Below are 22,471 nucleotides of genomic sequence, written 5' to 3'. Positions count from 1 at the left end.
TTATAATAGTTCTTCTGTGCCATAAGTGATTTTCAATGAGGTGAACATGGCGAAACGCCGTAATCCTAAAAAAGAAAAGGCCCAAAGAAACCTAGCATACGCTCGTAAGTTTCGCAAACGGACGCATCGAGGTTATACCAGTAGACGTTCTCCGATGGATAGCCTCCAAAATGAGAAGGAGGAGAAAGAAAAAGAGCAGAATGAGGCTGATGCAAATTCAAATTCTGAAGGGGGCTAATTGTCTAGAATTCTCTAGTGAATTAGCCCAAGTTTAACTCAAAGCGAGCTGCCTGCAAGGATCTGGGGGACATTCCTAACTGATGTTATGTATCAGTGCTTAAACGAGACCGAGCCATATCTAGGGCTTGTTTAACCTGGTCAAATCCTGTACCTCCATAGCTATTGCGGGCAGCGACGACTTGACGGGGGGCGATCGCCTCATAAATATCCTCTTCAAAGGCTTCGTGCAAGGCTTTCCACTCTTCTAAGCTCAGATCTTTGAGCAGTTTTCCCGCCGCTAAACTGGTTTTCACCACTTTCCCCACTAGATTATAGGCTTCTCGGAAGGGAACTCCCTTGGCCGCCAGATAATCCGCCACATCAGTGGCATTAGAGAAGTCAGACTCGACTGCTTCTTGCAGACGGGAAGGACGGAATTCTAAGCCTTCTGCCATTAAAACCGTCATCGCTTCGAGGCACGCTTGCACGGTTTTGACGGTATCAAAGAGGGCTTCTTTGTCGTCCTGCAAGTCCTTGTTGTAGGCGAGGGGCAACCCTTTCATGAGTACCAGCAAGCCTTGCAAATGGCCAAAAACGCGCCCAGTTTTACCCCGCACCAGTTCGGGAACATCGGGGTTTTTCTTTTGCGGCATAATGCTCGAACCGGTGGCACAGCTATCTTTGAGGGTGACAAAGCGGAATTCTTCGGAAGACCACAGGATCACTTCTTCGGCTAACCGGGATAGATGCACCATAATCAGACTGGCGCTACAGGCAAATTCGATGGCAAAATCGCGATCGCTCACTCCATCTAAACTATTGTTGTAGACGCGATCGAATCCCAATAATTTGGCGCTATAGTGGCGATCGATCGCAAACGTGGTTCCTGCCAAGGCTCCCGAACCCAGGGGAGAAATATTCACCCGTTTCGCCACATCCCCTAACCGCTCCCAGTCCCGTTGAGCCATTTCCACATAAGCTAACAAATGGTGAGCTAAACTCAGGGGTTGGGCCCGTTGCAGATGGGTATAACCGGGGATCAGGGTTTCAATATTCTGCTCGGCCAACTCAATTAAAACCTGCTGAAATTCCCGCAATTGGGTTTGAATTTTACCTATCTGATCCCGTAAATAGAGCCGGGTATCCGTCCCCACTTGGTCATTGCGGCTGCGAGCTGTATGTAGTTTTTTACCTACATTTCCAGTTATTTCCGTGAGTCGCCGTTCTACCGCAAAATGGACATCTTCCGCATCAACCGTGGGTTGAAACTCTCCCCGTTGATACTCCTGTAAAATCTGTTGCAATCCTTGCACCAGTTGTTCACCCTCCGAAGCAGAAATAATCCCCGTGTGGGCCAACATTTGGGCGTGGGCGATGGAACCAGCGATATCATACTCAATCAGCTCAATATCAAATCCGATACTGGCATTAAAACGGGCGATCGCCGGATGTAAAGCACTCTCAAAGCGATCGCTCCAAGTTTTCTTCTCAGTCATAGTCGTGTTTCCTCATGAACGAACACTAACCACCATAGGTGGTAATTTTGCGAATAATATAGCCCAAAATAATTCCTAAGATAAATGCCCAAACTTGGCCACTTTCCACGAAATTCGTAAAAGCCGTTTTCACATTGGACATCAGATCAGCATCAGTTTGTTGAGCTAAAACCACGCTGAAGAAGCCACCCATTCCATACAGGCTAAACTTAGAAAGTAAAGTCATAACTCACCGTTTTGATTAAGAGTTCATTAATTTACATTAGGGTCAACTTGCATCACCACCAGGGTCATATCATCTCGATGATCGTTCCCCGGCCCCATAAAATCATTCACCCGATCGAACAGGTAATCTAAAATCCTTTGGGGGTTTGGGTAATGTTGGCACGCGAATTGAAAGGCTTCAATCAAGTTATCTTCATCAAAGCGATCGCCCTGGCGATTGGATGCATCTGTAAACCCATCTGTATAGTAAATAATAATGTCCCCTGGATACAGTTGAGAGTGTCCATCTTCATATTCTGAATCGAGATCCAAACCAATCAGCATTCCCATCGTATCCAACCGTTGGATCGATTGATTCGAGGCTTGCCAAAGGAAAGGCGGATTATGGGCCGCATTGCTATAGGATAACCTCTGGGTGGAGGGGTCATACTCCGAATAAAAAAGCGTCACAAAGCGGTTCGCCTGTTCTAAATCCTGGTACATAGCATGATTGAGATGTTTCAGGATGCGCGAGGGAGAATGGCCATTCAGCACTTCCGCCCGCAGCATTCCCCGTAACATCGTCATAATCAAACCAGCCGGAACCCCTTTTCCCATCACATCCCCCACGGTAATACACCAACGCCCAGAAGACGCTTGCCCCTGAGCCTCAACACCCGAATGTTTTAACCATTCTGGAGGATGAATCGAAATAAAATCATAGTAATCCCCTCCCACTCGGTTAGCCGTTTGACAGCGAGCTGCCAGTTTCAGCCCTTCAATTTGGGGATAAGTATTGGGTAACAGTTGATTTTGAATTTCCGCCCCAATTTCTAACTCCCGATCCAACCGTTCCTTTTTGCGTAGCTCAACGGAGAGTTCATCATTTTCAATCGCCACCGCCGTTTGATCGGCAATTAACCGTAGGAGTTTCTCGCGGGTTTCCGTCCAGGTATACTCTGGGTTGCGGCTGAATACATACAATCTTGCCCGTTCTGTTTTCCGCACAATCACGGCTGTACCAAATAATTGGGTATGGCAACCAAGATAATGGTTCACTTCGCGATCGAGTAACACCGTCATCTCTTCTAGACTCGGAGTTCCAGCATTGGTAAGATTCAGTTGACGGTTAACCGTTTCTAAGGCTTGGCGAATATCTTGACATTGATGGGAGTCATGGCAGTGCATTTGTTCGAGTTTCAGTTTGCCATTGGCTTGAAATAAAACCAAAGCCCCCCCATCTGCATCCGTAACCCGTCCTGCCATTAAGGGAATTAATTCTAGAAATTGATTGAGGTTGTTAAAACTCCGCAGGGCAAACCCCAAGGACATTAAGAGATCTTGAATTTTATGTTGCTCTCGCCGCAGGCGGGCCACTAATTCCTTGAGGGCGTGGACTGGACTTTGATCCTCGCTCACAGCTTGTGGGCTGTTGCTGGGCAATTGGGGAGTTGAATTACCGGGGGGTTGGGGGGAGGGTTGGGGAATTGGCACAGCGCTCATTATGCTCAGGTAGCAAGGGGTTAGACAAAGGAGAAATAAAGAGAAATACAGTTTATATCAAGAGTTAGGTTAGGATCTGCGGATACTTAGGATACTCTAATCGGGTCAATTCTGGCTGATCCTCGTTCATCTTAATCTAGAATGCCGATTCCGATCGCCTGGGGAAGTGGGAGCCTCTTGATTGAGTTCATAGTAGTAGACAGAAAAGTGGGGAATTTGTCAAGCCCTTGAATAACCATTTTGGGCCATAGGCAGCAGCTCCCCCATTTCCCCATCCCCCCATCAAGAGGTAGAATGATATTCACGATATAGTGATGTGGAGCAAATGACTGATGTATTCTGAAGAGACAGACGCAACAGAAATTACATTTTTCTACGATACAGGAGAGTCAGAGGCTTTTAGTTTACCCGTTGCTCCAGAGGAGTTTCAAAAACAGATTAATTTACTGTTAGAGCGCCCCTGGTTAACCTTTCATTTGTTCGATCGCACCATTTGGATTTGTATGGCCAGGGTGGTCAAAGTAGAGGTCAAACCTGAGTTACCGGGCATTGTGGGAGTCGGTGTATTTAAGGATGCCGAGGAAATGACCACGATTCAACGGGGGTCTAGGGGCCGATTACCGGGTTATTAATTCGGGTGTGATTTGACTGGAATTGACCCAAAAATCAAGCTTGCGCTGAGTTCAATGAAGAAGGAGTCTATCCCGTGACGGTGAATCAGAACCGAGACATCTTAAAACGCAGCCCATCTATCCTGCAAAACGGGCAAACCACTCTAGAGACGGCCCTAGATTTATTTGATGCTTTAGAACCGGTAACCTTAGAGTTTATGTTGGGTCGTTGGCGAGGTTCGGGATTGCACACCGATCACCCCATGGATGGCTTATTAGAAGCCTCTAATTGGTACGGAAAAGAATTTATTAATGCCGAAACAGTACATCCTTTGCTGTTTTTAGATGGTCAGGGACAACTGATTAAAGTGGCTCCCTATGCTAGGGCAATGGAGTGGGTGGGCAAAATTCCCAAGACCAATCTGGGGATGATCCGGCCTTTATTTAACTTGACGAGTGCTTTGCTAAAAACGGAAAAAAGTCAGGCACGATTACGGATGATGGAATACCGCAATAAGGTGAGCGCTACCATGATCTATGATTATTTGCCGATTAATGATTCGTTTAGAAAAATTGACGATCGCACAGTTTTAGGGGTGATGGATTTTAAGAGTTTGCCCCAACCCTTCTTTTTTGTTCTCCAGCGATCGATGCTGAAGTAATCTCCTTTCTAAACCGAAGTGATTGATCCCCATCAGGAATGAAAAACTATGTCTATTGAGATTCAATTGGGTGCGAAAGCCATTCAAACCTTAGATCTGTCCCCTGCTCAGGAAGCGATCGCCCCCCTATTGACTGAAGGAAGCCTATCTTCTTATGAGCAGCACTTGAAATTTACCATTGACTATCCCCGCGAAGATACCGATCCCAGGGAACTCTCGGAAATTCCTGAAATTCGCCTATGGTTTATCCGTTTAGATACGGTTTATCCTTGGTTACCCTTCCTATTGGACTGGAAAGCAGGAGAACTCGCTCGTTATACTGCCATGCTCATTCCCCATCAATTCCATCGCACCGATGGCATTCAATTTAATCCTGAAGCCTTAGAAATTTATGTGATGAATAAAACCTTTGTTCTCATGAATTGGATGCAAGAGCAAGGAATAGAGTCGCGATCGCGGCTCAAAGCCATGACCCAAATGTTAGGTTACGAGTTAGATGACGGGTTCTTCGATCTGATTATGAACCGTTAAAATATAATATTCTTGGCTCATGACTGATTAAAACTGTCCCATATAGCCTTGATAAATTCCGCCCCAGTTCTCTGGATTTTGGGGATTAAAACCCAACCGACACCAGCGATCGCTCCAATCATCCCAATTCAAGCGGCGATCGCCCTGGGAATAGCTCGATACAATCTGCTCTCTAATCTGTTTATGTTGGCGATCGTCAGGATTCTGGGGAGATTCGCACAGCCAATCTGCTAGGGCCTTAAACTCAGCGAACAATCGTTGTTGTTCAGGATTAAAACGTGGCTCCCACAACGCTTGAGACGTTTGTGGCCCCACAATACCATCCACCTTAAGCTGCTTAAATTCTTGAAAGCGGATGACAGACTTACGAGTGTCGGGGCCAAAAACGCCATCAACCTTGAGAGTTCCCCCCGGTTGGGGAGGAACCCCCCAATTATTGAGTTGAATCTGAAGCTTACGGACGCGATCGCCTTGACTCCCCACTTTCAAAACAGAAGAGAGTTCCGGAGTATAACACCCCAAACCCTGATCTAATACCGCTTGGGTCTGGGGGCCAACAATCCCATCGATCGCAATCCCTTGCGCCGCTTGTAAGGCTTTAACCGATGCCGTTGTAATCGGGCCATAATAGCCCGTGCTGCGGGTACTCCAGGGAAAACAACCCACAGCTTTCAGCCGATCTTGGAGTTCCACAACCGCAGGGCCATAAGCTCCTAACTGCCAAACAGAATTGCCTAGGGTAGGAGACATTTCACTCAGGAAGGAAACCACTAAGGCGATCGCCAACAGTCGCTGAAGATTAGCGATTTGCTCCCCATTGAAATCATCCCAAACCAGAGCGTAATGGAGGTAGGCTAAACCATCCATAGACACTATACCTAAAAAACATTATCCTCTAGTTTCTACTATCGATGCCTTGAAGAGCAAAGATTGCTGATTTCTTACTCCCCACTACAAATTCACCCTAGTGGAGGAAGTCACGGTATCAATTCATCCTTAACCTGAAAAGGAAAGATATGAATACTCGATAACCCATGGATACCAAAACCCTGATTCAGGGATACCCAATCAGCCGATATACTTTGTCTATTGGGGCGATCGCCTTACTGTATCTAACCGTAGCCTATCTAACAACAGTCATCATTGACTTCCATACCATTCCTCCGATTTGTCCAGTGGTCGGCATCGCCCTGGGCCTCTTATCGGCTTATGGCATCCGGTTTTGGCCCGGAGTTGCCCTAGGGAGTTGGGCTTGTGCCCTGGTTTTAGGCGCGTCCTCCGCAGGAGCGATCGCCGCAGCAGTTAGCCATACCACGGGGGCGGCGATCGGTGTTTATGTATTGCGCTTGTGGGGATGGCAACCCAAACTGATGAAACTTAAGCAAGTTTTGGAGCCGATCTTTTGGGGTGCGATCCTCAGTACAGGGATCGCCGCCTTCCTGGATACGGTTTTGGGTCTATGGCTACATACTATCCATTCTCAAAGGGGATTCGAGCATCTGTGGAGAATGTGGTTGGGTGAGGGTATGGGGGTTCTGCTGATTACCCCGATTCTGGTCTATGGAATTACCCGTTGGTCTGTGGGGAAAGGGGTTGCACTTGAGGCTCCTAAGTTCTTTAGCCATAAGATGGAAACCGCGATCGTTGTGGTCTTTGGGTTAGCCCTCAGTTACCTGGTTTTTGGCTTACCCCATCTGGAATGGATAGACGATCGCTGGACGCAAACTCTGATGAATTTGCCTTTAGAATATCTTTGTTTTCCCTTAGTGGTGTGGGCAGCCTGTCGCTATGGGGCAATGGGGGTGTTTTTGACCAGTTTATCGATCGCGATCTTAGCTTTGATGGGTTTGAGTCACGGGGAGGGGCTATTCATGGCAAAGTCCCAGACCCAAGACGGCGCTATTTTTGGGCTTGAGGTCTTCATGGTCTCCATTGAGATCGCGGCCCTGATCTTAGTTGGGAGTTTAACGGAACTGCAATTAACGAACCAGGTGTTGCACCACCATGAAGATCGGATATCTGAAGAGATGACCCGCAAAGAAACGGCGATCGCCCAATTAGAAGCTACAGTCGAGCAACAGAAACAGCAATTACAAGATTATCAGGACGCTTTAGAGCGCTCCAATCAACTGAAAAATTGTTTGTTCCAAGCCATTGCCCATGATTTACGCACCACCCTGATGGGGATGGTGATGTTCCATCAGAATTTACTCAAAAAACCGGGAGAAACCCTATCGGTGAGGCGATCGCTATTGGAAAAACTGACGGAGGGCGGCGATCGCCAACTGCAAAAACTCAATACTCTACTCGAAGTGGCAACCCTCGACGGTAACCGGATGGCGATCGCATCCCAACCCGTTAATCTCGCCCTGGTCTTAGAAGGGGTACTAGAGGACTTCCAAGCCTATTTTGCAGCCAATCAGGTTCGCCTCAACTATCATCGAGAACCCTTACCCCCCGTTGATGCCGATCCCCAATCTATCAAGCGTGTATTTGAGCATCTGCTCTCCAATGCAGTCAAACATAACCCCCCTGGAGTCGAGATCCAGATTCAGTTCCACATTGACCTGAGTCAGGGTGTTTCCTGTTGGGTGATCGATAATGGGGTCGGTATTGCCCCAGACCAGCTTCCTTCTCTCTTTTCCTTAGATCCCCAAGCCTCTAAGGGGCAAAACCGTAGTGCGTTAACCGGAATTTCCCTCGGTCTGTATCAATGCGATCGGATTTTAGCGGCCCATGGTGGTAAATTGACCGTTGAGAGTTGTCCGACTCAGGGATCGCGGTTTGGGTTTAACCTTCCAAGGCTGCGATTAAATTCTGTAAATTTAAGCTAATTTTAAACCCAACCTTAGCTCAATCCGATTAGGATTGAAGTGGGGGGGTAAAATCAGTCCCGTTTTAGCACAACCGGCGGTAATAGTTTTTTTAGCTTGTAGAATAAAAACCCTAAGTTGGTGTATTTCAATCTCCGATCCCCTATTGATCCCCATTTAAAATTCGTCGTTTATGATAGCTTTTTAAGATAATGGAGCATTTAATCGCGTCAGGAAAACTAGATTCTTTGTCTGCGATCGCGCAGTATATTTTGGCTGTAGCTCAAGAAGCTGGGTTAGATCGTAAATCTTCTTATAAATTAAGATTAGCCGTGGATGAAATTGCCACCAATATTATTATTCATGGCTATACAGAAGCGGGGATTAAGGGAGATTTAGATATTCGAGCAGATATCACCGATCAAGAGCTAACGGTTTCTATGGAAGATACAGGAGCCGTTTACGATCCCACAGAAGAAGAAAAACCGCCCCATTTAAGCGTGTCAATCGAACAACGGCCCTGTGGTGGATTAGGGGTTTACTTAGCTCTTCAAAGCGTGGATCGCTTTATTCATGAGCGCATTGGCTCGATTAATCGTAATGTGTTTATTGTCAAACGGCAAGAAAATTCTCTCAATTTGCTTTAGAGCCAGAGTGTCAGGGTAGTGCCGTGACACAGCTAAAATAGTGCATTAGCGTAGGGTGGGTTAGGCGGCTAAAACCTAGACTCTGACAGCAATCTATCAATCCGCCGTAACCCACCATTTTAGGGTTGTCACGGCAGTAGGGTGGGCAGGATATACTTGTAGACCTTGAATCCTGTAGCCTATCTTCCTGCCCACCTTACGATTTGCCCACTTCAGTTCACACTGAATCTATGTCCCTTTCCGGTTTGAGCAGTACCTGAGCGATAACGATCCCCATAATCGCTAAAAACGCCATAAAGTAAAACACATAATTATAGGTTCCGAATAAATCGCGAATGCGCCCCGTCACCAAGGTTCCAATCAAAGCCCCCACCCCATAGGCAGTGAACACAATACCGTAGTTTTGTGCGTATTTGTCAGGATTAAAAAAGCACAATGTGATCGTTGGAGCCATAGCCAGCCAGCCCCCCAGACAGAACCAAAATAGGCAGAAAGCAATCAGATAGGTGGTGACTTGTCCAGTTTGAGCATTGGCCATTAACAGACAGGCGATTAAGATCAGCACATAGGACAACATGGCAATGTAGTGAGGCTTAAAGCGATCGCTCAACCAACCAAACAAGGGACGACTCACCCCATTAAACAGAGCAAATAAGGCCACACTTCTAGCCGCTACGGTTGGATTAATATCAATAATTTCCTGCCCCACGGGGCTAGAAATACCGATCGCACTTAAACCCACTACGGTTCCAATGGCGTAGCAAATCCACAGTCCATAAAATGAGCGACTCTTCAACAAGTTACCCGAATAGGTTGAGACTGAGCTGGATGTAGACGTTACTACATTCTGGTGGGGATGCCAGTCCCTAGGCGGCAACTTCAAAGTTAGGGCAATGGCGAGAATAATGGCGATAAAGGCAATACCGAGAATGCGTAAGGTGGGGCGAACCCCATAGGCATCAATGAATTGGTTGGCTAAGGGAGCGGTAATCAGGGGAGAGAGTCCAAACCCAACGATGGTTAACCCCAAAGCCAAGCCTTTCTTATCTGGAAACCAGCGAGAGACGACCACCATCGGCACACCATAGACAATGCCAACCCCAGTTCCAGCAATCACCCCATAGGTGAAGATCAGCATTCCAATATGGGTCGCAAAGCTGGAAAGAATATAGCCTAAGCCGACAATAATCCCCCCGATCGCCGTTGTCACACGGACACCAATACGAGTAATATAAAACCCCGTAATTGGCATAAATACAGAATAGGAGACCAAAACGAAAGTATAGGGCAATAGGCTTTGGGTGGCACTAATCCCCAGCTCATTTTCTAAAGGCGTTCTAAAAATACTCCAGGAATAGACACTTCCCAAGCAGAGTAAGATCGTCATCCCCAAAGGAATGAACACCCATCTGCCTCGATTCGCAGGCATTCCCAAAATGTCGATTGTTGGCTCATAATCAGTGGTGATACTCATAAGTGTTGACTTCTCCAAGATTGAGGATTTAGCTTTTTTCCTCATGACATCGCAAAGTGCTGTAAGCCCCAAAGGGGCTTATCGCTTGCATCCTTGAGCGATCGCCAATTTTATCGGGGGCAGTGTTAAATCTAGTGTCTGTCTCGATACATTTCTCTAATTTTGCCGGCACTTCAACCCATTCCTATTCTCAGCCGAGCGCCTCATCAGAGCGATCGCACATTAGAGATTCGATTGCCCCCATTTTCAGGTACAATAAAAGTCTGATCTAGCCCACCTCAAGGGTAGGAGATGGCTGAGATAGTCTTGATTGCTCTCCTCCACACTCTCTAACTTGATGCCCCACACATGGGATCTCAGGTACTAGGGCAAAAAGCTATTCACCCCTTGAGGTGAGGATACCGAATCCATCGTATGAAATCTTTTTCTAGCCATAGTTTACGCTTTCAGCTGACGGTCTTGGTTTTATTGGTGGTGATTCCGGGTTTATGGGGAGTATCCTGGTTAACCCGTTCTATGGCAACAGCATGGATGCGTCAGAGTGCTGAATACAATAAGGAGATTCGCGCCCAGGAGCTGGCCCACGAACTGATGACCTATAGTAGTCAAATGCGGGAAGTTCTCAGTAATATTGCACAAGTTCCAGATTTAGTGAGTATGAATCCAGAGCGTCAGCAACCCATTTTAAGGTTTTTGGTGGACACCTATGGGTTAACTTGGGCGCAAACCTTCGATCGCCAAGGACAAGAAGTGGCGAGTACGGGAGAAAAGAGCAGCAAGAGCGTCGCTCAACATGCCTGGTTTGAAAAGGCGATCGCCGCAGAAACCTCCATAGAAGCCTCCATTTCTGAGGTCTATCAGCAGCCAGTGTTATGTTCAGCTGTACCGATCTGGGCAGAAACCGAGGTCATTGGAGTGCTGCGAAGCTGTATGAACCTAGTCACCCTCAGTCGCCAACTGCGATCGCTCCGATGGGGCGAAACCGGCTATGCTATGCTCTTAGACCATCAGGGTTATATTCTCGTCCATCCGGATATTTCCCTGCTCTCCCAACCCCAATTCATGTCTTGGGGCGATCGCCCAGAAATTCAACCCGCCCTCACCTCCCCCGGACAGCATTTTGAACAACAAGACCAGAATGGAAACCATTGGTTAGGCTACTCCCTCCCCCTGGGGAATGGACTCATTCTCCTACTACAAGAACAAGCAGCCGAACTGCGCCAACCCGAACAGCAATTTTGGCAACTTTCCGTCTATTTAACCCTAGGAACCGTCTTAGTCATTGGCATAGCCGTCTGGTTAATTGCAACCAGTTTTATTCGTCCCATTACTGATTTAATTGTCCTTGCTACAACCCTTTCCACAGGAGAATTAAAACCAAGAATCCAGGTCAATCGAGAAGATGAAATCGGGATCTTAGTCGATAGCTTTAATCGTATGGCCGATCAGCTTCAAAAAAGCTTTCGTCAACTCGCCCAAGCCAACCAAACCCTAGAAGATAAAGTCACTCAACGGACAAGAGAATTAGAAGCCGCCAATAAAGCCCTCTATGCCGCCAACACCGCCTTAACCTTTGAATTAGAAAAAGGTCGGCAAATTCAACGCAATTTTTTACCCAAGCGGGATGAAGCCAAACCCTTAGTGATTCTCAATCCTCCAAACTGGGAAGTTTTAGCCTGGTTTAAACCCGCCCGTCAAGTCGCTGGTGATTTTTACGATGCCTTTGAATTGGGAGACGGCTACATCGGCTTAGTGATTGCCGATATTTGTGATAAAGGGGTCGGAGCCGCCCTATTTATGCCCTTGATTCAAAGTTTAATGCGGATTTTTTCCGGTCAAACCAGCTTAGATGGCTTAGTGTTAACAGGAAAATTTAGCGTCACCGATCTACTTCATTTAACAGAAGACGATAACCCTTATGCCTCCCATCAACTCAATGCCCTGAAAGCAGTCGAATTAACCAACTACTATTTAGCCAAAAATCATGGCAACTTGGGCATGTTTGCTACCTTATTTTTTGGTATCCTCGATCAGAAAACTGGTAACCTAGTTTATATCAATGGAGGCCACTTACCCCTATTTGTGCTTGAGTCTAGAGGTGGAGTAAAAGACTCCCTACCCCCGACTGGGCCAGCCGTTGGCATTAACGTAGATGCAGACTACAAAACCGGACAGATTACCTTAGAACCCGGAGATCTCTTATTGGGATACACTGACGGCATCACCGATGCGCGATCGCCTCAAGGTGAGTCCTTTTCCTTAGAAAGCTTACTCTCCATATTGGAACAACCCGCAACATCTGCTACTGTCTTGCTAGAGCGGATTATCAATCAGATCAACTCCCATCGGGGTCAAACCGATCAATTTGACGATATGACCCTACTGGTGGTTAGGCGATCCTTTCTATCCGTACCTCCAGAACATGAGGTCAACTCAGATCCTTCTGCCTTTAAGTCTTAAACTGCCCCAAAAACATGGAAATTAACATTCAAACCGAAGATTCAGTCACCCTGATAGAAATTACAGGAAGCATCGATGGACAAACGGCCCCCACGTTACAAGAGCAAATTCTCCCGGTCATTGGATCAACCCCCAAAATTCTGCTGAATATGACCGGTGTTTCGTTTATGTCCAGTGCTGGACTCAGAACCCTCTTACTCTTACATCGCAAAACCGAAGACAAAACCATCAATGAGCAAAAAATACAAATTATATTAGTCGGATTATCGGAAGAAATTCGCGATACCATGTCCATCACTGGGTTCCTAGACTTTTTCACCATTTGTGAAACCATAGATGAAGCCCGTAGCCTTGCCTAAATCACCATCTTTTGCCGATCTTTTCTGGGGTAACCGATAACCATGGAACGCATTGATATTCATCCCACCCACACCTATGAAACCTTCAAGTTTCGCCGAGGAAAACCCTTTCCCTTTGGGGCAACCTTAGAACCTGGAGGAGTCAATTTTTCCATTTTTTCCAGTCATGCGACTTCCTGTACCCTAGTGCTGTTTAGCAAAGGCGATCCCAAACCCTTGGTAGAAATTCCCTTTCCGGAAGAATTCCGGATTGGGAATGTTTACTCCATGATGGTATTTGACTTGGACTATGAAAATATTGAATATGGCTATCGCATGGATGGCCCCCATGATAAAACCGAAGGCCATTGGTTCGATCCCAGTAAAATCCTCATGGACCCCTACGCTAAAGTCATTGGGGGTCGGGATGTTTGGGGGGAGATACCAAATTTCAAGGATCTCTATCAGCATCGGGCCCGGATTGTGATTGATGATTTTGATTGGCAAGATGACTGCCCTTTAGAATTACCTCCAGAAGATTTAGTTATTTATGAAATGCATCTTCGCAGTTTTACCCAGCATCCTTCATCGGGAGTGAAAGAGAAATATCGGGGAACATTTGCGGGAATGCGGGAGAAAATTGATTATCTGAAGGAATTAGGCGTTAATGCGGTAGAATTAATGCCGATTTTTGAGTTTGATGAGTTTGAAAATCATCGGTTTAATCCGGATACGGGAGAGAGACTGTTTAACTATTGGGGCTATAGTACAGTTGGTTTTTTTGCGCCCAAATCGGGTTATGCAGCAACTGGAAAGTTGGGAATGCAGGTGGATGAGTTAAAGGCATTGGTGAAGGAACTGCATAAAAACGGCATTGAAGTGATTTTAGATGTGGTGTTTAACCATACGGCAGAAGGCAACGAGTTGGGACAAATCATTTCGTTCCGAGGGATTGACAATAAGGTTTATTATATGTTGACCCCAGAGGGGTATTATTTTAATTTTAGTGGCTGCGGGAATACGCTCAATTGTAATCATCCGATTGTGCGGAATATTGTGTTAGATTGTCTGCGCTATTGGGCGGCAGAGTATCATATTGATGGCTTTCGGTTTGATTTGGCTTCGATTTTAGGCAGAGACCGTGATGGCACGCCACTAACCAATCCCCCCTTATTAGAAGTGTTAGCCTACGATCCGATTTTGGCCAAGTGTAAGTTAATTGCGGAAGCTTGGGATGCCGGTGGACTCTATCAGGTGGGGTCGTTTCCCTCCTTTGGTCGCTGGGCCGAGTGGAATGGTAAATATCGGGATATGTTGCGCCAGTTTGTTAAGGGAGATGCGGAAGTTTGGGATATGTCCCACCGTTTAATGGGGTCTCCGGATCTGTATGCGGAAACGAACCGCCCCCCAACGACTTCGATTAATTTTATTACGGCCCATGATGGGTTTACGTTGATTGATTTGTTCTCTTATAACGAGAAACACAATGAGGATAATGGGGAAGGCAACCAGGATGGAGCCAATGATAATTTTAGTTGGAACTGCGGTGTTGAAGGGGTAACAGATGACCCAGAAATTAATGCACTCAGACGACGACTGGTGAAAAATGCGATCGCCCTGCTCATGGTGAGTCAAGGTGTTCCCATGATCTTAATGGGAGATGAGATGGGACGCACGAAGCAGGGGAACAATAACACTTATTGTCATGATAATGAGCTAAATTGGCTCGACTGGTCGTTACTGGAGACCAATGCAGATATTTTTGAGTTTTTCCAGCACTGTATCGCCTTCCGTCATGCTCATCCGGTTCTGCGACGCAGTACCCATTTTCATCATCAAGATCTCGTCGGTAGTGGATATGCGGATATTAGTTGGCACGGAACCCAAGCCTGGAATGTGGACTGGGCTGACTATTCCCGGACTCTAGCCTTTTTGCTCTGCGGTGAACATGCCTACGATGGAGAAGGGAAGGACGACTATATTTATGTGGGGATGAATATGCATTGGGAACCCCTGACGTTTGAAATTCCCCAATTACCGGATGATAAACAGTGGCATTTGTTTGCCGATACGGGGTTAACTTCGGCTCAGAAAAGCTGGAAACCCGGAACAGAGGCGATTTTGGCCAATCAGTTTGAACAGAGATTGTGCGATCGCTCCGTATTGATCTTGGTCGGACGATAAGTCTCTCTCTATTCTCTGATGCTCTAGGGGTCAACTGCCGTTGACTCCTTAATATTGAGAAGCCCAAATATAAAGATATTCTGTAACCGAGCGCAAATGACTGTAAACTGTGATATAAAATTTCCTCTTCTAGAAGCCATCTGTTAATTTCTATCAAAAAATACTAAATTTAATTAATTTTTAAGATTGCGATTACAGAACTTTATTCCCAGTTTTTCCTGAGTCAAAGAGTCCAAAACCTTGATTGATAAAGGGTTTTAACCCATAAGGGATCAACGAAAATAGACGATCCCGAACTTTTAGCCCTGAGTAAGTCTTCTCAAAAATTGACTATAATGTATGGATTCTATTGAGTCGCTTAAGGGAAGATCTTTTCTCCAAGAAACCCGGAAGTTGACTGAACTCTTTAGTAATCAACTTTGTAAACTTTTTTTTTCAAAAACCATGAAAACTTCCTTAAATAAATCAGGAATTCAAGAATCGTCCATTCATGTACATTCCTCAGAGTTTAATATTCCTCTGATTCAACCCATTCCTTGCCCCAACTGTGGTTCGTCTGCCCAACGCAAACATTTAGTTAAGTTAGAACAAACTAAAATTGAATGCCCCTCCTGCGATTATTTGCTGCTTACTTGTAGCCGTACTGGACGGGTGAAAGAAGCCTATGCTCCAGGAATTTATTGGGGGAATGGGCGATCTAAATAGGAGATCTATCAGTCTTCGCTAATTAAAAATGTAGGGAGCAAGATGCTAATTAAAAATGTAGGGAGCAAGATGCTCCCACTCCAGTAATATCACTCAGATTGAGGGAGTGCGGGCATCTTGCCCGCTTCTATTTTCCCCTTAACCGGACTTGATATAGCGCTTTCCGCTTCGCGGACATGAACGCGCTAGGGAATAGGGAATAGGCAATAGGGAATAGGCAATAGGGAATAGGCAATAGGCAATAGGCAATAGGCAATAGGGTTGTGGTACATGGCTTTGAGCCTTTAATGCTGTACACCATAACAGCGCGAAGCGCTGTATGACTCATGACTCAGTGGCGCGAGAAGCACGCAGTTGCCCACAGGCGGCATTCGCTTCCAGACCCCGTGAGTAGCGGACACTGACGGCAATATGGTGCTTGGTCAAAATCTCCTGGAATTGCTGAATACGCTGACTGTTAGGACGCTGGTAATCGACTTCACTAATGGGATTATAGGGGATTAAATTCACATGATTTTGGAATCCTCGCAGGAGGTGGGCAAGTTCTGAGGCATGTTGGGGCAGATCGTTCACACCACCCAATAAAATATACTCAAAAGTAATGCGCCGGCCCGTGATTTTCACGTATTCCCGGCATTCCTCCATTAATTCCGGCAAGGCGTAGCGGAGAGCGCTAGGGATGAGTTGTTCTCTCAGGGGTTGATTGGAAGCATGGAGACTGACGGCAAGGGTAATTTGCAGTTTCACTTGGGCGAGTTGACGGATACGTTTGGCAATACCGACGGTAGAGACGGTGATTTGTCTTTGTCCGATGCCTACGTCTTTATTGAGACAGTGGAGGGCGTTTAAGAGGGAATCGAAGTTGAGTAGGGGTTCACCCATGCCCATAAAGACAATATGGCTGACGCGCCGCCCAAAGTCATTTTGCACGGTGAGGACTTGATCGATGATTTCATGGGGTTGGAGATGGCGTTTAAATCCGCCTTTACCTGTGGCACAAAAATCACACCCCATGGCACATCCCACTTGGGAGGAAACACAGACGGTGAGCCGTTTTGCGGTGGGAATGCCGACGGTTTCAATAATTTCTCCGTCCTGGAGTTGGAGGAGATATTTAATGGTCTTGTCAGGGGCGATCGCCCGATGATATAGGGTAGAACGACCGATGTTTGCTTGGGCCATGTCTTGTCGCCAAGCTTGGGGAAATACAGTAATTTCTTGCAGCGATCGCGCCCCTTTTTGATAAAGCCATTGGTGTAATTGCCGGCCTCGATAGGCAGGTTGGCCGTGGTTTTGTACCCAAGTGGTGAGAGACTCTAGGGATTGACCGAGTAAGGGGGAATCCATAACAGGAGATGATATAACTGGAGAATTGATGTTAGATGCTTTCGGGGAGAGAGACATTGATAGTCAGCTTTGAGATTGGGTGGAATACTTCTATTTTGCCCTTAGCCTTTGAATTTGCCTCTCCTGGCCCGATTATTTTCCAAATTGGTAATTTAGCGATTCGCTGGTATGGCTTGTTAATTGCTTCGGCGGTTTTGCTGGGGGTTACCTTGTCCCAGTATTTGGCTGAACGCCGGGGTGTCGATCCAGAGGCGATCGGGGATTTGGCGATCGCGTTGGTGGTGGGGGCGATTCCTGCGGCTCGACTCTATTATGTGTTATTCCAATGGCCCAACTATGCGGATAATCCAGGACAGATCTTTGCCATTTGGAAAGGGGGAATTGCTATTCATGGGGCGATTTTAGGCGGTCTGGTGGCGGCTTTGATCTTTGCACGACTGAACCGCATTTCTTTTTGGATGTTGACGGATCTGGTGGCTCCGTCTCTGATTTTAGGCCAGGCGATCGGGCGTTGGGGTAATTTTTTTAATTCTGAAGCCTTTGGCAAACCCACAGATCTCCCCTGGAAGTTGTTTATTCCCCTCGATCGCCGGCCGCCAGAGTATGTTGAATTTGACTATTTTCATCCCACTTTCCTCTATGAGTCTCTGTGGAATCTGGTCGTGTTTGCCCTACTGCTGGGCTTATTCTTTTGGGGATTAAACCGTAAACCCCCCCTAAAACTGGGTACGCTGTTTATGGTCTATATGATTGGCTATAGCTTAGGTCGGGTCTGGATTGAGGGACTGCGTACCGATAGTTTAATGTTCGCGGGCCTCAGAATTGCCCAATTTGTGAGTGTAGGGGCGATTTCTCTGGGGATTTTGGGTTTGGTTTGGCTGTATGTATGGGATCGTCCTTTACCTGATGTGGTCTCGACTGGCGATCGCCAGGACTAAAGCAGATCGGCCAAAAAAAAGCCCCGGAGGTTAATCTCCAAGGGCTGGATCAGGGTGCATCTACCATTTCTTTATTCCCATCCGTCCCAGGAGCGATCCGGAATAATTACAGGAAAACCATGTTTCACGCTTTTTGCTGTTACGATCTACGATCGCCTACTCTTAAATTTTTTCCATGACTGAAACCCCCCTAAAACCTGCCGTTTATATTGTGGGTGCTGGCCCTGGTGACCCGGAATTGCTCACAGTTCGCGCTCAACGGATTTTGGCGCAAGCGGATGTGATTCTGTATGCCAATTCTTTGGTTCCCAAGCAGATGTTGCAGGACACCCGTGAGGATGCCGAATTGATTCCGACGGGTCATCAAACCCTAGAGTCTATTTTGCCGATGATGATTGAGCGGGTGCGTCAAGGTCGGGTAGTGGTGCGGTTGCATTCGGGCGATCCGAGTTTGTATAGTGCGATCGGCGAGCAGATTCAAGGATTATCAGAAGCAGGAATTCCGTTTGAAATTGTACCGGGAATTAGTGCGTTTCAGTTAGCGGCTGCCCGGTTGGGGGTGGAGTTAACAGTTCCGGAGTTGGTACAGACGATTATTTTAACCCGCGTCAGTGGTCGAGCCTCTCAAATGCCTTCGGGGGAAGAGTTGGAGTCTTTAGCGGCCCATCAAGCGAGTTTGTGTTTGTATTTGGCAGCTCGTCATGTGGAACGCTCCCAGGAGCAGCTATTACGGCATTATCCGGCAGATACTCCGGTGGCGATTTGCTATCGGTTGGGATGGCCCGATGAGAAGATTGTGGTGGTTCCCTTGGAGAAGATGGCCCGCGAGACTCAGGAGCAGGAGTTAATACGGACGACATTGTATGTGATTAGTCCGGCGCTTCAGGGGATGGGAGGGCGATCGCAGCTTTATCATCCAGATCATTCCCATTTGTTTCGTCCTTGAATCAATGAACAATGAACAATGGGGATCGGTTGAGAACTGTTGGCTCTAGCGACGCTAATACAGGCCTTACAGGGTTACCATCGTCCATTTCTCTCCCATTCAATTGTCGCAAACATTTAAGGATTTGATATGAGTTCTAAGGCTGGGGTTTGGCGAGGTTGCGGAAGCGGGTAAATTCGGGGTCGAAGAGCAGTTTCACGACTCCGGTGGGGCCGTTGCGGTGCTTGGTGATGATCACTTCGGCGATCGCGCGATCGGTGGTATCGGGATTATAATACTCATCTCGGTATAACATAATCACCAAATCCGCGTCCTGTTCAATGCTATTGTGAACAACGATATTATTAGCCACAAAATTGTGATAACCAGGAACCGTTAAATCATAAACTTCTGCTTCTCCACAAGCTTCTATAGAAACTACTCGATCCCAATAAATCTCACTATTGGCTAAAGTAGACCGTTGCCCCTCATCCCCCAACCCCTTCTCCCGCAGGAGAAGGGGGGAAAGTCCCTCTCCCGTGGGAGAGGGATATAGGGAGAGGGCTAGATGTTTATCACTCATAGATGAATGTTTTAGACTCGGTAATATTCGAGGTAGAGCAATATAAGAGCCAATTTCTAACTGATCCAGCCGTTTCCATCCATCAATGGTTAAAAATGGATGATTCGACGTGGCTTGAATTTTACGTCCTAAAGCAGTTGTGAGCCTAAAAACAGGCTTAATTCCTGTTGAGAAGACTTTAGTCACTATCGCTTTTTCAATTTTCAAATTTTCTAAATTAACTGCCCAAACTGTAAAGTGAGAGCAACCAAGTAAATTCTGAATCGGAACTTCAATCCCTTCATCAGCTAAAGGGATTAGAGTATCTCCAGCTAAACAACCTGATTCCCTCAAATCTGACATCATCGGCCGCTTATTAGTGCGTGACTCTACAGAGCGACTCAACTGAGACAACGCAATAACCGGCACATTTAACTCCCGTGCCAGTCCCTTGAGTTGCCGAGTAATTTTGGAGAGTTCTTGCACCCGGTTATCGCTGCTACCTTCCATCAGTTGCAGGTAGTCGAGCAACACTAATCCCAGTTGTCCTTGTTCTGCTTGTAGCCGACGAACTTGCGATCGCATCTGAGTCACGGTAGTATTAGCCGTATCATCAATATAAATCGGCAACTCAGACAAATTCGTTTGCGCCTCAATTAAAGGCTCCCATTCCGTTTGACTAATCCGCCCCGATCGCAGACGATTACTTTCAATGGTTGCTTCACTAGAGAGCAGACGCAGCGCTAATTGCTCTTTCGACATCTCTAAACTAAAAATCGCGGCGGCTAGATGGCTCGATTGGGCAATATTATTGGCAATATTCAAGGCAAAACTGGTATTATGAACACAAATGTCATTGGCGATAAAGTTGTGAGTTGTGGGAATAGTTAAATCATAAACTTGTTTATAGCCCACTAATTCAATCGAGACGATTGTATCCCAATAGATATGACTAGTTGCTAAATGCTGGAGATGTTCAGAATCTAAGGCTTCAGCGATGACACTCAAGCGATCGCGTGTGGGACATCTGCGCCCGACGTGGAGGTTACTGGCAACAATTCCTGCCCGTTGTCCTACTGATTTCCAACTTTCTGTCCCCTTAACCTGGGTAATTTCTTCCCATACTTCTATGGGAATCAAATCTCGGTTGGTTTGATATCGTTTAGACTGTAAAGCCTTCTGTGCTTTGAAGCAAGCTTCTTCTTTACCAAAAATCCCAATGGCTTCAATAAATGTTTGTAGCGATCGCCCATCAGTAATATCCAGTTGCCATGCGGGTCTTCTTTCTGACTTATATTTAACTTGCCGTTTTTTTAGCCGAGCAATGATTCCGAAGCGCAGGAGTAGATGTTGTAGCTGTCTTATTAACGTTTCGCTAACACTGGCATAGCCTAGCTGAACTTGTCCACTCTGTAACACACTGATCCAGCCATCTGTAGCAAAAAGTCGGTTGAGAAACAAAGCAAGCTGCGATCGCTCCAATTGAAAGATAATTGCTGGAATCGTTTTTTGGTGTGCATCTTTCCCCCATAAGTCCAAACTTTGTCTTGTCCCTTGAGAGGTTTGTTCAGATATTTTCAGACCAGGGAAAGAGGAAACCGCTTGGGCAAAATCAGCTTGTAGTCTCAAATCAGCATTCGTAAATTGGGGAGTTGTCCCTGTCAGACAGCCATCACCAATTAAATAAGCCAATAATTTAATTTTAGGTTCAGGTAGAGTTTGGCTGCCAAAAATTGGGATTTCACGCGGTACAGCAATAGTCACACCCGGTTTCAACTCAGCCAGGGGTTTCCATCCAGGTAGGGTACGAAAAGGGTGAGTGAGTGTGGTCTCAATCTGTCTTCCCAAACAAGTTGTTACTCGAAAAACGGGCTTTATGCCATCATCTACAAAGTCCGAAGGTTGAGTGGTTTTCAGTTGCCAATCTTCTCCCAAAGTTAAAAGTGTAGCCTGCTGTTGCTGATAAATCTGGGCAATGGTTAATACTGAACCATCATCTATGACAATTTGACTATCATAGGCTAAACATTTCCCCATGGACGGCCGGCCAGCAATAATAATCAAATCCGATCGCTGAAATCCCCCGGTCATGGCATCAAGATCGTAAAATTGGCAAGGCAGACCCGGTAAAATTTCCCCAGTGCTTTGGGATTGGATTTCTTCGTAGGTGTGGGTTAAAGTTTCCGCTAAAGAAACCAGACCTTGTTGTACCCGGTCTTGGGTGAGATTAAAGATTTTTTGTTCGGCTTGGTCAAGAACTTGTTTAATATCGGTGGCAGTATCATAGCCCAACTGCACAATTTCATGACCTGCGGTAATCAGTTTACGACGCAGATATTTATCCATGACGAGTTTGGCGTACTCGTCGATATTGACCGCGCTTACGGTACGGTCTAGCAGTTGTACCAGTTTGCTCTGACCGCCAATTTTGTCTAATAGATTATGGTCAGAGAGCCAACTATTCACGGTCATAAAGTCCGTGGGTTTGCCACTGTTGTGAAGGGTGAGAGTGGCTTGATAAATTTTTTGGTGTGCGGAGATGGAAAAGGCTTCCGGGCTGAGAATATCAATCACCCGATTAATGGCTTCTGGGTCGAGCAAAATACCGCCCAGGATGGATTCTTCCGCCTCGATATTTTGGGGCGGTAGGGTTCCGGAAAGGGCTGGGAGGTTGGACTCGCTGACCATGGGAAGGTGTGGGGACGGGACTCGGATATGGGAAGGATACGGGATATATATTATTTTCGCATGAGATTCCCTCTCCCTAAATCCCTCTCCCACGGGAGAGGGACTTTTCCCCCTTCTCCTGTGGGAGAAGGGGTTGGGGGATGAGGGGCAGCCATTACACAACT

At 46.5% G+C, this 22,471-nt stretch carries 20 protein-coding genes; 12 read left to right on the top strand and 8 right to left on the bottom strand.

Annotation, left to right across the window (positions count from 1 at the left end):
- Nucleotides 1-46 precede the first annotated feature (46 nt).
- Nucleotides 47-238 carry a hypothetical protein gene (locus PMG25_RS22565; protein ID WP_283769157.1) on the top strand — a complete coding sequence of 64 codons (192 nt, stop codon included), beginning with the start codon at nt 47-49 and terminating at the stop codon, nt 236-238.
- Nucleotides 239-323: 85 nt separating this feature from the next.
- On the opposite strand, the gene argH is transcribed toward PMG25_RS22565, so the two are convergent.
- The 3 genes from argH to PMG25_RS22550 are packed head-to-tail and all read right to left on the bottom strand — an operon-like array spanning nt 324 to nt 3,422.
- Nucleotides 324-1,715 (bottom strand): argininosuccinate lyase, encoded by a 1,392-nt coding sequence (gene argH, locus PMG25_RS22560; protein ID WP_283769156.1) that lies wholly within the window; start codon nt 1,713-1,715, stop codon nt 324-326.
- 25 nt (nt 1,716-1,740) lie between these two features.
- Complete coding sequence (locus PMG25_RS22555; protein WP_283769155.1) at nt 1,741-1,941, bottom strand: hypothetical protein; 201 nt, start codon at nt 1,939-1,941, stop codon at nt 1,741-1,743.
- A 26-nt stretch (nt 1,942-1,967) separates the two neighbouring features.
- A complete protein-coding gene (locus PMG25_RS22550) occupies nt 1,968-3,422 on the bottom strand; it encodes a PP2C family protein-serine/threonine phosphatase (RefSeq protein WP_283769154.1) in 1,455 nt (484 codons plus the stop codon).
- A 332-nt stretch (nt 3,423-3,754) separates the two neighbouring features.
- Here PMG25_RS22550 and PMG25_RS22545 point away from each other — a divergent pair, with 332 nt between their 5' ends.
- The 3 genes from PMG25_RS22545 (at nt 3,755) to PMG25_RS22535 (ending at nt 5,226) form a co-directional block, all read left to right on the top strand.
- Complete coding sequence (locus PMG25_RS22545; RefSeq protein ID WP_283769153.1) at nt 3,755-4,054, top strand: hypothetical protein; 300 nt, start codon at nt 3,755-3,757, stop codon at nt 4,052-4,054.
- Between the two features lie 74 nt (nt 4,055-4,128).
- Entirely contained in the window at nt 4,129-4,695 is a 567-nt protein-coding gene (locus PMG25_RS22540) for a DUF4334 domain-containing protein (RefSeq protein ID WP_283769152.1), read from the top strand.
- Nucleotides 4,696-4,743: 48 nt separating this feature from the next.
- Nucleotides 4,744-5,226, top strand: a complete 483-nt coding sequence (locus PMG25_RS22535) for a CRR6 family NdhI maturation factor (RefSeq protein WP_283769151.1) — start codon at nt 4,744-4,746, stop codon at nt 5,224-5,226.
- A 27-nt stretch (nt 5,227-5,253) separates the two neighbouring features.
- Here PMG25_RS22535 and PMG25_RS22530 read toward each other — a convergent pair whose 3' ends face one another.
- Entirely contained in the window at nt 5,254-6,093 is an 840-nt protein-coding gene (locus PMG25_RS22530; protein ID WP_283769150.1) for a peptidoglycan-binding domain-containing protein, read from the bottom strand.
- Nucleotides 6,094-6,260: 167 nt separating this feature from the next.
- On the opposite strand from PMG25_RS22530, the gene PMG25_RS22525 reads away from it, so the two are divergent.
- Nucleotides 6,261-8,060: a sensor histidine kinase gene (locus tag PMG25_RS22525; RefSeq protein WP_283769149.1), complete on the top strand. Its 1,800-nt coding sequence runs from the start codon at nt 6,261-6,263 to the stop codon at nt 8,058-8,060.
- A gap of 191 nt (nt 8,061-8,251) precedes the next feature.
- On the top strand, nt 8,252-8,686 hold the full coding sequence (locus PMG25_RS22520) for an ATP-binding protein (RefSeq protein WP_283769148.1): 435 nt from the start codon (nt 8,252-8,254) through the stop codon (nt 8,684-8,686).
- A 217-nt stretch (nt 8,687-8,903) separates the two neighbouring features.
- Here the strand turns inward: PMG25_RS22520 and PMG25_RS22515 are convergent, their stop codons facing one another.
- Nucleotides 8,904-10,160, bottom strand: coding sequence for an L-lactate MFS transporter (locus PMG25_RS22515; RefSeq protein WP_283769147.1), 1,257 nt, complete (start codon nt 10,158-10,160; stop codon nt 8,904-8,906).
- A 414-nt stretch (nt 10,161-10,574) separates the two neighbouring features.
- Between PMG25_RS22515 and PMG25_RS22510 the strand changes: the two genes are divergently transcribed.
- The 4 genes from PMG25_RS22510 (at nt 10,575) to PMG25_RS22495 (ending at nt 15,847) form a co-directional block, all read left to right on the top strand.
- Nucleotides 10,575-12,620, top strand: a complete 2,046-nt coding sequence (locus PMG25_RS22510; RefSeq protein ID WP_283769146.1) for a SpoIIE family protein phosphatase — start codon at nt 10,575-10,577, stop codon at nt 12,618-12,620.
- A gap of 14 nt (nt 12,621-12,634) precedes the next feature.
- Complete coding sequence (locus tag PMG25_RS22505) at nt 12,635-12,979, top strand: anti-sigma factor antagonist (RefSeq protein ID WP_283769145.1); 345 nt, start codon at nt 12,635-12,637, stop codon at nt 12,977-12,979.
- Between the two features lie 42 nt (nt 12,980-13,021).
- Complete coding sequence (gene glgX, locus PMG25_RS22500) at nt 13,022-15,142, top strand: glycogen debranching protein GlgX (protein ID WP_283769144.1); 2,121 nt, start codon at nt 13,022-13,024, stop codon at nt 15,140-15,142.
- 444 nt (nt 15,143-15,586) lie between these two features.
- Nucleotides 15,587-15,847 (top strand): hypothetical protein, encoded by a 261-nt coding sequence (locus tag PMG25_RS22495; RefSeq protein ID WP_283769143.1) that lies wholly within the window; start codon nt 15,587-15,589, stop codon nt 15,845-15,847.
- Between the two features lie 127 nt (nt 15,848-15,974).
- Here PMG25_RS22495 and PMG25_RS22490 read toward each other — a convergent pair whose 3' ends face one another.
- Both PMG25_RS22490 and rlmN read right to left on the bottom strand, forming a co-directional pair.
- A complete protein-coding gene (locus tag PMG25_RS22490; protein WP_283769142.1) occupies nt 15,975-16,175 on the bottom strand; it encodes a hypothetical protein in 201 nt (66 codons plus the stop codon).
- Nucleotides 16,172-17,194: a dual-specificity RNA methyltransferase RlmN gene (rlmN, locus tag PMG25_RS22485; RefSeq protein ID WP_283769141.1), complete on the bottom strand. Its 1,023-nt coding sequence runs from the start codon at nt 17,192-17,194 to the stop codon at nt 16,172-16,174. The genes PMG25_RS22490 and rlmN overlap by 4 nt, the downstream gene beginning before the upstream one ends.
- Before the next feature lie 35 nt (nt 17,195-17,229).
- On the opposite strand from rlmN, the gene lgt reads away from it, so the two are divergent.
- Nucleotides 17,230-18,132, top strand: coding sequence for a prolipoprotein diacylglyceryl transferase (gene lgt / locus PMG25_RS22480; RefSeq protein ID WP_430540981.1), 903 nt, complete (start codon nt 17,230-17,232; stop codon nt 18,130-18,132).
- 175 nt (nt 18,133-18,307) lie between these two features.
- Nucleotides 18,308-19,078 (top strand): precorrin-4 C(11)-methyltransferase, encoded by a 771-nt coding sequence (gene cobM / locus PMG25_RS22475; RefSeq protein WP_283769139.1) that lies wholly within the window; start codon nt 18,308-18,310, stop codon nt 19,076-19,078.
- Nucleotides 19,079-19,214: 136 nt separating this feature from the next.
- Here the strand turns inward: cobM and dnaB are convergent, their stop codons facing one another.
- Nucleotides 19,215-22,307, bottom strand: a complete 3,093-nt coding sequence (dnaB, locus tag PMG25_RS22470) for a replicative DNA helicase (RefSeq protein WP_283769138.1) — start codon at nt 22,305-22,307, stop codon at nt 19,215-19,217.
- Nucleotides 22,308-22,471: the final 164 nt, after the last annotated feature.

The organism is Roseofilum capinflatum BLCC-M114 (genome assembly GCF_030068505.1).
Taxonomy (GTDB): domain Bacteria; phylum Cyanobacteriota; class Cyanobacteriia; order Cyanobacteriales; family Desertifilaceae; genus Roseofilum; species Roseofilum capinflatum.
Note: the sequence above shows the minus strand (reverse complement) of the source record. Positions and strands in the feature narration are given on the sequence as shown.

Bases quoted from the DNA above. Each gene is read 5' to 3' on its own strand.
- PMG25_RS22515 (WP_283769147.1), bottom strand. From the start codon at position 10,160: ATGAGTATCACCACTGATTATGAGCCAACAATCGACATTTTGGGAATG.
- lgt (WP_430540981.1), top strand. From the start codon at position 17,230: ATGCTTTCGGGGAGAGAGACATTGATAGTCAGCTTTGAGATTGGGTGG.
- PMG25_RS22545 (WP_283769153.1), top strand. From the start codon at position 3,755: ATGTATTCTGAAGAGACAGACGCAACAGAAATTACATTTTTCTACGAT.
- cobM (WP_283769139.1), top strand. From the start codon at position 18,308: ATGACTGAAACCCCCCTAAAACCTGCCGTTTATATTGTGGGTGCTGGC.
- argH (WP_283769156.1), bottom strand. From the start codon at position 1,715: ATGACTGAGAAGAAAACTTGGAGCGATCGCTTTGAGAGTGCTTTACAT.
- rlmN (WP_283769141.1), bottom strand. From the start codon at position 17,194: ATGGATTCCCCCTTACTCGGTCAATCCCTAGAGTCTCTCACCACTTGG.
- PMG25_RS22550 (WP_283769154.1), bottom strand. From the start codon at position 3,422: ATGAGCGCTGTGCCAATTCCCCAACCCTCCCCCCAACCCCCCGGTAAT.
- PMG25_RS22510 (WP_283769146.1), top strand. From the start codon at position 10,575: ATGAAATCTTTTTCTAGCCATAGTTTACGCTTTCAGCTGACGGTCTTG.
- PMG25_RS22495 (WP_283769143.1), top strand. From the start codon at position 15,587: ATGAAAACTTCCTTAAATAAATCAGGAATTCAAGAATCGTCCATTCAT.
- PMG25_RS22525 (WP_283769149.1), top strand. From the start codon at position 6,261: ATGGATACCAAAACCCTGATTCAGGGATACCCAATCAGCCGATATACT.
- PMG25_RS22530 (WP_283769150.1), bottom strand. From the start codon at position 6,093: ATGGATGGTTTAGCCTACCTCCATTACGCTCTGGTTTGGGATGATTTC.
- PMG25_RS22565 (WP_283769157.1), top strand. From the start codon at position 47: ATGGCGAAACGCCGTAATCCTAAAAAAGAAAAGGCCCAAAGAAACCTA.
- PMG25_RS22505 (WP_283769145.1), top strand. From the start codon at position 12,635: ATGGAAATTAACATTCAAACCGAAGATTCAGTCACCCTGATAGAAATT.
- PMG25_RS22555 (WP_283769155.1), bottom strand. From the start codon at position 1,941: ATGACTTTACTTTCTAAGTTTAGCCTGTATGGAATGGGTGGCTTCTTC.
- dnaB (WP_283769138.1), bottom strand. From the start codon at position 22,307: ATGGTCAGCGAGTCCAACCTCCCAGCCCTTTCCGGAACCCTACCGCCC.
- PMG25_RS22520 (WP_283769148.1), top strand. From the start codon at position 8,252: ATGGAGCATTTAATCGCGTCAGGAAAACTAGATTCTTTGTCTGCGATC.
- PMG25_RS22490 (WP_283769142.1), bottom strand. From the start codon at position 16,175: ATGAGTCATACAGCGCTTCGCGCTGTTATGGTGTACAGCATTAAAGGC.
- PMG25_RS22535 (WP_283769151.1), top strand. From the start codon at position 4,744: ATGTCTATTGAGATTCAATTGGGTGCGAAAGCCATTCAAACCTTAGAT.
- glgX (WP_283769144.1), top strand. From the start codon at position 13,022: ATGGAACGCATTGATATTCATCCCACCCACACCTATGAAACCTTCAAG.